This window comes from Anaerobiospirillum succiniciproducens DSM 6400 (assembly GCF_000482845.1).
GTDB classification, from domain to species: Bacteria; Pseudomonadota; Gammaproteobacteria; order Enterobacterales; family Succinivibrionaceae; genus Anaerobiospirillum; species Anaerobiospirillum succiniciproducens.
In genome coordinates this window covers 1-11,270 of record NZ_AXWV01000094.1, presented here as the reverse complement: position 1 = coordinate 11,270, position 11,270 = coordinate 1, and the positions used below count along the sequence as shown (strand labels likewise).

The window sequence follows — 11,270 nt, the reverse complement described above, 5'->3', positions numbered from 1 at the left end:
AATACCTTGCATATGGTTCTTCGTTCATTCAATGTCACAATAACTACAGGATCAATACCGCTCCAACTTATATTGATAGTGTTAGAGACAAGCATATCGAACATAGTTGGTATGCCATAGCGGGCTGATATCGGGGTATTCACCATATAGATGAGGCAGTCTTGAGGGATGATCATAGCCCCCTCCAAGAGAGACCTTCTTGCATATGATGCAGTCTGGCTTGTTTTAGTCTATTCATGTGCATGTTTTTCCAAAAAACTGATAAACATGCGGTTCATAATAGTTATGCCAGTTTTATTTTAATACCCCCCAAATATCGTACACATACTCAAATTCAGCGTTTAGCTTGAGGCATGAATGTGCACGGCTGCTCGAGGGCCTTGGCAATCAATCTTGCCCATATTTTGAATGTTATTTGGTGACTATTAGTAGAAGCCGTCAAAATCAGCTGTGGTGATGCCCTCTTGCACAGTACCCTCGACAATAACAATTGCGTCTCCTATGTACTCAGGACAAATATAAGTAGCCTCAAATCTACCATCTGAATATATACCAATCTCAAACACGATAGACTCGGCGATATATTGCTCTGTTGTTACTATTTCAGGCTGAGGTCTTGGTTCAATAGGTTCAGTTCTTGGTGGTAAAAAAAGATGCTCAAGATAAACAACATCATCTCTTAGCTCATCTTGCTCAAACTCCCAGTCACCTTGTAGTCTATCATTCACCTCTCTAGTGAATGAATCCGCATTATATTCACGTATTTGCTTGTCCCATGATTCTTTATTTATAACCATGGTTCTGGCAAAATCAATTACCTTAGCCCATGTTGTCTTGTCGTATGGATCAGCGTACAAGTTCAGCTTAATAGTCGACGTGCACCATTTAACCTCTTCAAGCTCAAACATATGAGATCGCTTGTCAAGCACAAGCGTGCCTAGTACATCATCATGTATAACAACATCTTGACTGTACTCTTTAAGAAGTGCAGATAACTGAGCATGCTCATCATGATCCTTTACTACATCAACAAGACACCATGGTAGAAAAGGGAGGTGTTCTTGATGCTCGGCTTTCATTTGGCGTATTTTGAGCTTGCAGATTTGACCATGCTTAAGACGATTGAAGACAGCTTCGTTATTGTAATCTGCTTCAGTCAGTGGCAAGTCGATGCGCATTTTCTCGATAACTAACTCGCCGCTGTCACAAAACACCGCACCCATTGTCCAGATGTAACAGATGTTTATACCGTCATCATAATCGTACGTTCTGACAGCTTTGTTGATTAGAGCAATAATCTCGCGCTCTTCACTTCCATACTTGCTGTAGAAATCTTCAAACATAAATATATCCTTGTTAAGGCCTCAGATACGCGTCACTGCGCGTGGCTTGTGTTTGACCAATTTAAAGCTTTATTGTGCTTAGCAAGTTGCCTTATATGTTTAGCTCATTATAGATGGTTCTGCAAGCTCTCTGCGTTTAGGCTCGTTCAGATCACCGCCACTCCATAGCATAAATAACTTAGCGAATCATGGCTAAGGTGTGACCTTAGTGGTCCGCTGTGACGCAAAGATGCATTGTAGTTGGCAGTGCATTACTTTGAGAGTGCGCTTATTGTACCTCTAGAATATATCTATATCAGCTCTGTAAACACCCGTGTTAACATCGCCTTCGACCGCGATAGTTTTTCCGCCCAAGTACTTGTGACATCTCAATACTGCATAGAAGCTGCCGTCTGCATTTATTTCTAGAAAACAAATATAAAGTGCAGTGGCAAATTGTCTTTCGGTTATTCTTTTAGGTGTAGCGCCTGATTCATGGTTCCCGTATTCATCATACATGTCACCATATTCATAGTGAAACATATCTTCTATAAATTTGTTAGCATCATTGATATACCTAGATGCAGCAAACTTGCGCATTTGCCTGTCCCATGACTTACTCTCAGCAACCATAGTTTTGGCAAGGCTGATAGCTTGCGGCCAGGACTTTCTATCTAATACATCCACTCGTAGCCACAAAGCAATAGGCTTGTTGCACCAGATAAAATCGCTAGTTAATACCTCATCATATCTGTTGAGCCTTAGTTCGCCAAGCACCTCATCGTCAATAACATCATCCTCATAGTACTCATCTAGCAAATTAGATAGCAAAGGGCACTCTTCATTCTCATTGAGCACTTGAGAAATACACCATGTGTGGCTAGAGCTTAGACCTCGACAGTCATTTTTAATCTTGCGTACCTTGACCCTAAATAATTTGTCTGGCTCAAAGCGTTCGCTTAATGCGTCGTTATTGCATTCTTCCTCAGCTAAAGGCATGTCTATCCACATGCTCTTAGGTACTAACTCACCGCTATCACAAAACAGCATAGCCATTATTTTGATAGAGATTTTGTAGATATTAGTGTCCGCGTTCTTTGAGGGGACTCCTCTACAATTGCCTATAATTACAATGACCTCATGTTCCTCGCTTTCATAATGTTCAAAGAACTTTTCAAACATAGGTATATCCTTAGTTGCTTTTAAGGCCTCATCTACAGTATTGCTGAGGCTATGGGTAGAGGTGGTTATTAAGGCTGTAGCGGTGATTAACAGCTAAGTAAGCTCACTTTAGATAGGCTGTGAGCTCTTAGCGCTTAGCAAATTTAAAATCACGGCCGCACTTTCTCTAGCACGAATACTAAGCCAGTCACGGCTAAAGAATGCCCTGATTGGTCTGCAGTGATGTCAGGAGGTATTGTTCCTATTCTTGCCACTGTATTAATTTGAGAGGGCGCTTATTGTATCCCAAGAATTACTCTATCTGAGATGATTCAATACCCGTGTAAACATTGCCTACAACACATATGGTTGCTCGGCCCAAGTACTGACGACTTCTAAATGATGCGTAGAACTCGCCTTGAGCATCTACTTCTAGATAATGAAACTCAAGAGCAGCGGCAAGTTGTCTTTCGGTTAGTCGTTTAGGTTTAGCGCCTGTTACGTGGTTTCCGTTTTCATCATACTCGTCACCATATACATGATGAAATACATCTTCTAAATAGTCGTTAGCTTCCTGGACACCTACAGATGCTGCATACTTGCGCATTTTCTTGTCCCATGATTTACACTCACTAACCATGGATTTGGCAGCGCTGATGGCTTGTGCCCAGGACTCTGTATCTAAAGCATTCACTAATAATGCGAAAGACACGGTATCGTCACACCAGATAAGTTCGCTTGTAAATTCCTCCTCTTCCTTATCTAGTTCTAGGTCGCCTAACATCTCATCTTCAATAACAACATCCTTACGGTACTCTTCAAGCAAATTAGATAGCACAGGGCATTCTTCATGCTCATTGAGCACTTGAGAAATACACCATGCGGGGGTAGAGTCAAAAATTTGAAACTCCTGTTTGAGCTTGCGTATCTTTAGATGGCAAATTTGCTCAGCTTTAAAGCGCTGGCATACCGCGTCGTCATTGCAATCTTCCTCAGCTAAAGGAAACTCTAGCCACATCTTCTCGAGTACTACCTCACCACTATCACAAAACTGTGCTGCCAATGTTCTGAAGCCGATGCGGTAAATATTGTCTGCAACCTTTGTAGGAGTACTTATACGGTCATCTATAAGTACGAAGACCTCATGTTCCTCGCTTTCATACTGTTCAAAGAACTTTTCAAACATAGGTATATCCTTTTAAGGCAGCATTGTTGCTGCGTTATGTGGGCTTTGTGAAATGATTGCTTTTAGGCTGTGGTGGTGACTGACAGCTTAGTATGCTCACCTTAGATAAGAGAGTGAGCTTTTAATGTTCAGTGAAGTTAACATCACAGACACTCATTGTATAGCACGAATACTAAGCTAGTCACGGCTCAGGCATGCCCTGATTGGTCTGCTGTGATGTCAGGAGGTATTGTTCCGATTCTTGCCACTGTATTAATTTGAGAGGGCGCTTATTGTATCCCTAGAATATATCTATATCAGCACTGTAAATACCCGTGTTAACATTGCCTTCGACCTCGATAGTTTTTCCGCCCAAGTACTTGCGACTTTTTAATATTGCATAGAAGTAACCGTCTGCATTTATTTCTAGAAGACAAATATAAAGTGCAGAGGCAAATTGTCTTTCGGTTACTCTTTGAGGTGTTTCGCCTGATACATGGTTTCCGTATTCATCATACTCGTCACCATATTCATAGTGAAACATATCTTCTAAAAATTTGTTACCATCCTCGGTAAACATAGATGCTGCATACTTGCGCATCTTCTTGTCCCATGATTTACAATCAGCAACCATGGTTTTGGCAAGGCTGATAGCTTGTGGCCAGGACTTTCTATCTAATGCATCCACACGTAGCTGGAAAGCAATGAGCATGTTGCACCAGTTAAGGTCGCTCACTAATACGTCACTAAACCTGCTGAGCTTTAGTTCGCCTAGCACCTCATCGTCAATAACATCATCCTTATAGTACTCATCAAGCAAATTAGATAGCACAGGGCACTCTTCATTATCATTGAGAACTTGAGAAATACACCATTCGGGGGTAGAGCTTAGATCTTGACACTCCTTTTTCATCTTGCGTACCTTGAGCCTAAATAATTTTTCTGGCTCAAAGCGTTCGATTAACGCGTCGTTATTGCAATCTTCCTCAGCTACAGGCATGTCTAACCACATTTTCTTGGTTACTAACTCGCCACTATCACAAAACAACATAGCCATTGTTTGGATGGAGATTTCGTAGATATTAGTGTCCGCGTTCTTTGTAGGGTATCCTCTAGAATTACCTATAATTACAATGACCTCATGTTCCTCGCTTTCATACTGTTCAAAGAACTTTTCAAACATAGGTATATCCTTTTAAGGCAGCATTGATGCCGCGTTTTGTGGGCTTTGTGAAATGATTGCTTTTTAGGCTGTGGTGGTGACGTGCAGCTTAGTATGCTCACCCTTAGCTAAGAGAGTGAACTTTAAAAGTTCAGTAAAGTTAACATCACAGACACTCATTGTATAGCACTAATACTAAGCTAGTCATGGTCAAGGCATAAGCTGCAGTATGAGGTATTACAAGAGTATCTAAGTAGCGCTAGGCTTGCTTAACGTTGCTTCTAGAACATCAACCTCGCCTGTAAGTATGCCATCTTTTAGAGTACCTTCAACAGACATTGAAACATCGTAAATTAAGGTATTACAAGTTAATAGAGCAGTAAAACGTCCTGTACGACTAACCACTAACTGATATACGCGTATATCATCGGCTAATTGCTCTTCACTAATCAGTTCAGGTCTTAACTTATTAGGAGCACAGCCGCCGTTTTCATCACAAGAGCGCTTCTCACCTTCAAAATTAGCAAGTTGAGATTCATAGTCAGACTGTAATTTGAGGTTTAACTCGTCGGCGAACATAAAGCCTGCATATTCACGTAATTTCTTGTCCCATGATGGCCAACGACTTATCATGGTTTTAGCCGCCTTGGCTCCTTTTGTACATGATAATTTCTCAAATGAATCAAGATATAATGTGAGGTGGACGTCAATATTGTTGTACGTAATAAAGTTTTCAAACTCCATAAATACTTTATTGCACAGAAGTGTTCCTAGTACTTCATCGTGTACAATATAGCTCTGATACTCTTCAAACAGCTTTGATAGCTTGGGAGACTCGTCATGCTCTTGTAGCACTTGTCTAATACACCATGAGTGTAGAGGGTGTATTGCTCGACATTCTGCTTTGAGCTTGCTTATCTTGAGTCTGCAAATTTGACCATGCTTAAAGCGCTTAAATACTTTATCTTCCTTGCATTCTTTTTCAGACAAAGGTAGGTCTAAGTATAGAGCCTTACTCACTAGCTCACCGCTGTCACAAAACTCCATACCCATGGTTCCGATGCTTATGCCGCATTGAGCTTTACCAGGTAGTAAGTTCTGTGGCATGTAGACATCTTTGATTAGAGCTATGACCTCAAACTCTTCTCTTTCATACTTCTCGTAGAACTCTTCAAACATAGATTGTCCTCATAAATTGCTACTCATGCTAGCCATGATGACTCACAGAGCATGGCTAAGGCTACAAGATAGGCTCATCGAGAAGCCTTATCAAGGCTGTTGCTGCAGACAAGTTACTTCTTATTACGGAGTTGTATGACCTGTCCGATTTATCAAGGGGGCGGTTATTAGACACTCTTAGTCATCAATCTGAGCATCCTCAATACCATGTTTGACTGAGCCGCTTACAGTTATATAGCTATCGATAGCTAAGTCGTCGTAAACATAGTAAGCTACAAACTTTCCATCTATGAAGATATCAATGCTAGATAGTGACAGTTTGTCAGCAAACTCATCCTCAGTCAGCGTTTCAGGTTTTTCAACATAGTAGTCGCCATATTCATACTCATATGCAAGCTTTTCATTGGCTGCTTCAGTAAGCTCAGATGCGGCATAATCACGCATGTTGCGATCCCAAGTGTCGCACTCAAGTGCCATGCTCTTAGCAGCATTTAGATTCTTGGTCCAGGTATCTTTTGCAAAAGCATCGACTTCAAAGGAGATTTCGGTAGGTTCACCACACCAGTTAACCGTAGACACAAACATCTCAAAGTCTTTATCGAGCTTGCATGTGCCAAGCACATCATCTTCAAGTAGAACTTCCTTGTGGTACTCATCAAGCACACTATTAAGCTCAGGGCACTCTTCATGAGTACTAATCACATCAGATAGGCAGTACTGTGGGACATGATGGTCCTTTGCAAACTCATCTTTAAGCTTACGGATTTTTAACCTGCACACTTGTCCTTCTGAAAAGCGCATAAAGCCATTTTCATTAGACATATCATTTTCCTCTACAGGAAAGCGTAGATGCATGGTTCTTGTTTCAAGCTTACCGCTGTCACAAAAGAGAGCTCCCATCATCCTAGTTTCAATAGAGTGGTAACCGTAATGAATGTTACTGACGCAGCCTATAGAGCGACCCATAAGAGCGATGACCTCATGTTCCTCGCTTTCATACACATAGTAGAACCATTCACACATAGATTGTCCTTATAAATTGCTCCATCCCCGCGCAAGGGTGACTCATGCGAGCCTTGGGCAGAGGGCGATCCATAACGCCAGGGCCTCATCTGAGCCTTGGGCATAGGCCTAAGCCTAGGCATAGGCTAGTCGTGTAGACCGTTTAATTGGCGGTGTGTGCAGGCAAGAGGTCTATTATTTTCACTTGAAACGGCAAGGCAATTAAACCACAGACGAGGATTAAAACCCTAGGATCATGGGCTGGCATTTACAGTGGTGTTATCTGTCCTCGATATCGGCATCTTTGATGCCATCTTGCACAGAGCCAGTGACTGTTATAAAGCTGTCAAAAAATAAGTTGTCACAGTCAAAGTATGCTTTAAACGATCCATCTAAAGCGATATCTAACTTAACCATGGTCAGTCTGCTAGCAAAGTCCTCTTCGCTGAGCTCTTCAAACTCGCCTTCGTCTTCACTTATATCTAGATAATCACTCACGTCGTAGTCGCATCCATGCGTTTCATTATATGATTCGGTAAACTCATGGGCGGCATACTCGATCATTTTATCATCCCAAGAGACGCAATCGCTTACCAAGCTCTTAGCTGCAATTCGAGGCTTGGACCATGAGTCTTTGTCAAATGCATCGACATCTAAGCACAGCTCAATGGTTACACCGCACCATTTAACCTGTCCACGAAGCTTCTCAAAGTCTTTATCGAGAGTTAAAGTGCCAAGCACTTCATCTTGCAGCTCAACTTCATCTTGGTACTCTGCAAGCACTCTATTAAGCGCAGGGCAATCTTCATGAGCAACTAGCACTTCAGACAGAGCGTAGCGTGGGATATGACGTTGATCTGCAAAAGATTGACCGTAACGTGGGAGATAGCGTTGCTCTGCACACTCATCTTTGAGCTTACGGATCTTTAACCTGCACACTTGTCCTACTGCAAAGCGCTTATAGCCCTTGTCAGTAGGCACATCCTTATCGTCTGCAGGCCAGTGTAGATGCATAGCCCTGGTTACGAGCTTGCTAGTATCAGAGCTGTCGCAAAAGATAGCACCCATCATCACAGCATCAATAGAGTAGCATCCGCAATTATGCTCATAGCGGTAGCCTACACATCGGCCCATGAGAGCAATGACTTCATGCTCCTCACTTTCATACATATCGTAGAACTTTTCAAACATAGATATATCCTTACATAGCCCCAAAGATGGGAGCACTTTAAGTTGGAATTTGGTAAATAGTGTTAAACACTTATGCCTTCAAGGGCTTAAGCAAATGGCTTTGCTGAACTTGATAGTATTAGAACAGGCCATATTCGCAAGTAACGCTTCAAGAGCTGCTTCTTTTGCTAGCAAGAGAGCGCTATTAAGAACACCCTGACACAGCCTAGCTTATCGAGCAGCACATCATAGCAGCTCCTTAGGCCTTTATCAGCAGGAAAATGCAGATACTCGCGCTCTAGTGTAGATGAGCCAACCTCGGTAACTTTTATCACTCTTCTATCACTCAAGGGAGCTGCTATAGAGCTCTAGAGGCGCTGAAGGTCAGAAAGTGGTGAGTGTGCTTATGGGCTGTAGCAGGCTTGGAGCAAATGGCTGGCAGCTGTAGCTGCGCTAGAGTCGTAGCATTATCTCTAGCTGCAGCTAAGCTTATCAAGGAGTATGCGTAGGATGCATGATGCTACAGCCTACGCACGTTGATATAGAAAGGAACAGGATAGGCTTTGATAGGATGCTACAGGGAATGAGTCTAAGGTAACCTGGCTAGGCAAGGATGATTAGCCCTGAATATAGGCATCCTCAATACCTTTTTCAAGGGAGCCATTAATGGTGATGACGTGGCCTAAAAACATATCGTCATCATTATAGTAGGCAGTAAACTCACCATCAGCATTAACGCTTAGCTCAGTAATGTAGATGCGTGAGGCAAATTCCTCCTCGGTAATCTCGTCAGCTGATTCATCTGGGGATGGGACTTCGTCATCATCGTCCTCGTCATCATCTTCATCTTCTTCACGCCAGTCATTGGCAAGGTCGGTCAGCTCCTTAGCGGCAAACTCGCGCAATTGATCCTCAAAATACTCATCCTTGTTAATCAAGTCCTTAGCTGCGTTGAGAGCAAGTGTCCAAGTCCCCTGATCTTGAGCATCAACCTCTAAATAAAGAGTGATGATGTTGTCGAAAAAGTCAATATCACCTTCAAACATCTCTAAGTCTTTGTTGAGTACGAAAGTGCCAAGATCCTCATCTTCAAGTTCCACTTCCTTACGGTACTCCTCAAGTAAAGGCATAAGCTCTGGACAATTTTCGTCCATATTGAGAACTGCTACAACACATAAAGGTGGGGTAGGGAGGTTTGTACAATTCTCAGCTTTCATCTTACGCACTTTAATCTTGTACACAAGCTCTGGACAAAAGCGCCCAAAGCCCATAGTGCCATTATGCTCGTCCTCAGTGATAGGCCACACGAGAGTAACAGGAATATCTACAATCTCACCTGAGTCGCAATACTTAAGGCCAATAGTCGAGGCGCTCATTTCCCAGTACTTAAGCTTAGGATTAGTCGAGGCACCCGTGCACTTATTGATAAGAGCAAAAACCTCGTGCTCCTCAGTCTCATATTTTGCGTAAAAATCTTCAAACATAGACCTCTCCTTATGTGGGTCGGAAGCTAACCATATTGATTCTTAGAGATGAGCATACCACGTGATGCGGCCGATTTGATGGCAAGAGCTACTCTTTGTATGAGTGTACCACTAGATCAAGCACTTAGCATGCTATCGCCCCTTTAGAGCAAGCGTATCAATGAGCTCATCATAGCAGCTCCTTAGGCCTTTCTCAGCAGAAAAATGCAGGTACTCGCGCTCTAGTGTAGATAAGCCAAGCTAGGTAACTCCTATCACCCAAGGGATCTGCTATAGAGATCTAGAGGCGCTGAAGATCAGAACCTGGTAAGTTTGCCTATGGGCTGTAGCAGGCTTAGAGCAATTAACAGCAATAGCATGGTCAGCAGTAGCTACGCTAGGGTCGTAGAATTATCGATAGCTGCAGCTAAGCTTACCAAGGAGTATGCGTAGGATGCATGATGCTACAGCCTACGCACGTTGATATAGAATAGGATAGGAGAGTTTTAGATAGGCTGCTACAGCGTATGAAGCTTAGATTCCCATGCTAAGCAAGGATGATTAGTCCCGAAGATAGGCATCCTCAATACCCTTTTCAAGGGAGCCTTTGATGATGATTACGCGACCTAAAAACATGTCGTCATCATTGTAGAATGCAGTAAATTCTCCATCTGCATTAACGCTTAGCTCATCAATGTAGATGCGGCAGGCAAATTCCTTCTCACTAATTTCTTCAAGGTCACTTGGGGCATATAAAGATTCGTCATCGTAATCTTCTTCTTCACGATAATCATTGGCTAGATCGGTAAGCTCCTTAGCTGCAAACTCACACATTGGTTGATCCCAATATGCGCCCTTGCAAATCAAGGCTTTAGCAGCATTAAAAGCTTGTGTCCAAGTGTTCTTATCTAGGGCATCTACCTCTAAATAAAGAGTAAAGCGGGCACCACTATAGTCAACCTCACCCTCAAACAGATTTATGTCTTTGTAGAGTACGAGAGTGCCAAGATCCTCATCTTCAAGCACCACTTTCTTACGGTACTCCTCGAGTAAAGGCATGAGCTCTGGACAGTTTGCATGCTCATCGATCACTGACACAATACAGTAATGTGGAGCTAGGAGCTTTTGACAAAACTCAGCCTTCATCTTACGCACTTTGAGGGCGCAGACTTGTTCTTCAGCAAAGCGATCAAAGCTCATTTTGCCAGAGCGATCATCACCTGCTATAGGCCATGATAGGTGCACTGGAGTTGAGATGATTTCACCAGTGGCGCAAACCTTTAGCCCAATAGTCGAGGCAGTCATTTCCCAGAAATTAAGCCTAGTATTACTACATGTTCCAATGCAATTATTGATGATGGCAATTACTTCAAACTCTTCGGACTCGTATTTTGCGTAAAAAGCTTCAAGCATAGACTTCTCCTTATGTGGGCCTGCAGCTAACCATATTGAAACAAACAGATGACTATACCGCGTGATATAGCCGCTTTTATGGTTAGAGCTACTCTTTGTATGAGTGTTCCATTACCTCACGCACTTAGCATGCTGATGCTAGTAGTGCGTTTCATAAATACGGTAATTAAAAATTAAACATCTAACTCATCGAGTTTGTATCTCCATTTAGGAGCCACGGGAGCCTCATTTAT

9 protein-coding genes are annotated in these 11,270 nt (G+C 42.5%); all 9 read right to left on the bottom strand.

Annotated features, from left to right (window positions below; all coding sequences use genetic code 11):
* Nucleotides 1–425: 425 nt before the first annotated feature.
* The 9 genes from H524_RS0110930 to H524_RS0110880 all read right to left on the bottom strand — a co-directional run bounded on the left by H524_RS0110930 (nt 426) and on the right by H524_RS0110880 (nt 11,037).
* Nucleotides 426–1,343 (bottom strand): DUF2262 domain-containing protein, encoded by a 918-nt coding sequence (locus tag H524_RS0110930; protein WP_027940245.1) that lies wholly within the window; start codon nt 1,341–1,343, stop codon nt 426–428.
* A 279-nt stretch (nt 1,344–1,622) separates the two neighbouring features.
* Nucleotides 1,623–2,504, bottom strand: coding sequence for a DUF7021 domain-containing protein (locus tag H524_RS0110925; RefSeq protein ID WP_027940244.1), 882 nt, complete (start codon nt 2,502–2,504; stop codon nt 1,623–1,625).
* A gap of 292 nt (nt 2,505–2,796) precedes the next feature.
* Nucleotides 2,797–3,669, bottom strand: a complete 873-nt coding sequence (locus H524_RS15525; protein ID WP_052339068.1) for a DUF2262 domain-containing protein — start codon at nt 3,667–3,669, stop codon at nt 2,797–2,799.
* 280 nt (nt 3,670–3,949) lie between these two features.
* Nucleotides 3,950–4,831, bottom strand: a complete 882-nt coding sequence (locus H524_RS15520) for a DUF7021 domain-containing protein (protein ID WP_052339067.1) — start codon at nt 4,829–4,831, stop codon at nt 3,950–3,952.
* A gap of 228 nt (nt 4,832–5,059) precedes the next feature.
* Complete coding sequence (locus tag H524_RS0110905) at nt 5,060–5,989, bottom strand: DUF7021 domain-containing protein (RefSeq protein WP_027940243.1); 930 nt, start codon at nt 5,987–5,989, stop codon at nt 5,060–5,062.
* A 177-nt stretch (nt 5,990–6,166) separates the two neighbouring features.
* A complete protein-coding gene (locus H524_RS0110900) occupies nt 6,167–7,012 on the bottom strand; it encodes a DUF2262 domain-containing protein (RefSeq protein WP_027940242.1) in 846 nt (281 codons plus the stop codon).
* Nucleotides 7,013–7,270: 258 nt separating this feature from the next.
* On the bottom strand, nt 7,271–8,182 hold the full coding sequence (locus H524_RS0110895; RefSeq protein ID WP_027940241.1) for a DUF2262 domain-containing protein: 912 nt from the start codon (nt 8,180–8,182) through the stop codon (nt 7,271–7,273).
* A gap of 596 nt (nt 8,183–8,778) precedes the next feature.
* The gene (locus H524_RS0110885; protein ID WP_027940240.1) at nt 8,779–9,645 is read right to left on the bottom strand and encodes a DUF2262 domain-containing protein; all 867 of its coding nucleotides are present in this window, start codon (nt 9,643–9,645) and stop codon (nt 8,779–8,781) included.
* Between the two features lie 540 nt (nt 9,646–10,185).
* Nucleotides 10,186–11,037, bottom strand: coding sequence for a DUF2262 domain-containing protein (locus H524_RS0110880; RefSeq protein ID WP_027940239.1), 852 nt, complete (start codon nt 11,035–11,037; stop codon nt 10,186–10,188).
* Between the last annotated feature and the right edge of the window lie 233 nt (nt 11,038–11,270).

What these genes read in the sequence shown, in the direction of transcription:
- H524_RS0110930 (WP_027940245.1), bottom strand. Translation starts at nt 1,343, where the DNA reads ATGTTTGAAGATTTCTACAGCAAGTATGGAAGTGAAGAGCGCGAGATT.
- H524_RS0110925 (WP_027940244.1), bottom strand. Translation starts at nt 2,504, where the DNA reads ATGTTTGAAAAGTTCTTTGAACATTATGAAAGCGAGGAACATGAGGTC.
- H524_RS15525 (WP_052339068.1), bottom strand. Translation starts at nt 3,669, where the DNA reads ATGTTTGAAAAGTTCTTTGAACAGTATGAAAGCGAGGAACATGAGGTC.
- H524_RS15520 (WP_052339067.1), bottom strand. Translation starts at nt 4,831, where the DNA reads ATGTTTGAAAAGTTCTTTGAACAGTATGAAAGCGAGGAACATGAGGTC.
- H524_RS0110905 (WP_027940243.1), bottom strand. Translation starts at nt 5,989, where the DNA reads ATGTTTGAAGAGTTCTACGAGAAGTATGAAAGAGAAGAGTTTGAGGTC.
- H524_RS0110900 (WP_027940242.1), bottom strand. Translation starts at nt 7,012, where the DNA reads ATGTGTGAATGGTTCTACTATGTGTATGAAAGCGAGGAACATGAGGTC.
- H524_RS0110895 (WP_027940241.1), bottom strand. Translation starts at nt 8,182, where the DNA reads ATGTTTGAAAAGTTCTACGATATGTATGAAAGTGAGGAGCATGAAGTC.
- H524_RS0110885 (WP_027940240.1), bottom strand. Translation starts at nt 9,645, where the DNA reads ATGTTTGAAGATTTTTACGCAAAATATGAGACTGAGGAGCACGAGGTT.
- H524_RS0110880 (WP_027940239.1), bottom strand. Translation starts at nt 11,037, where the DNA reads ATGCTTGAAGCTTTTTACGCAAAATACGAGTCCGAAGAGTTTGAAGTA.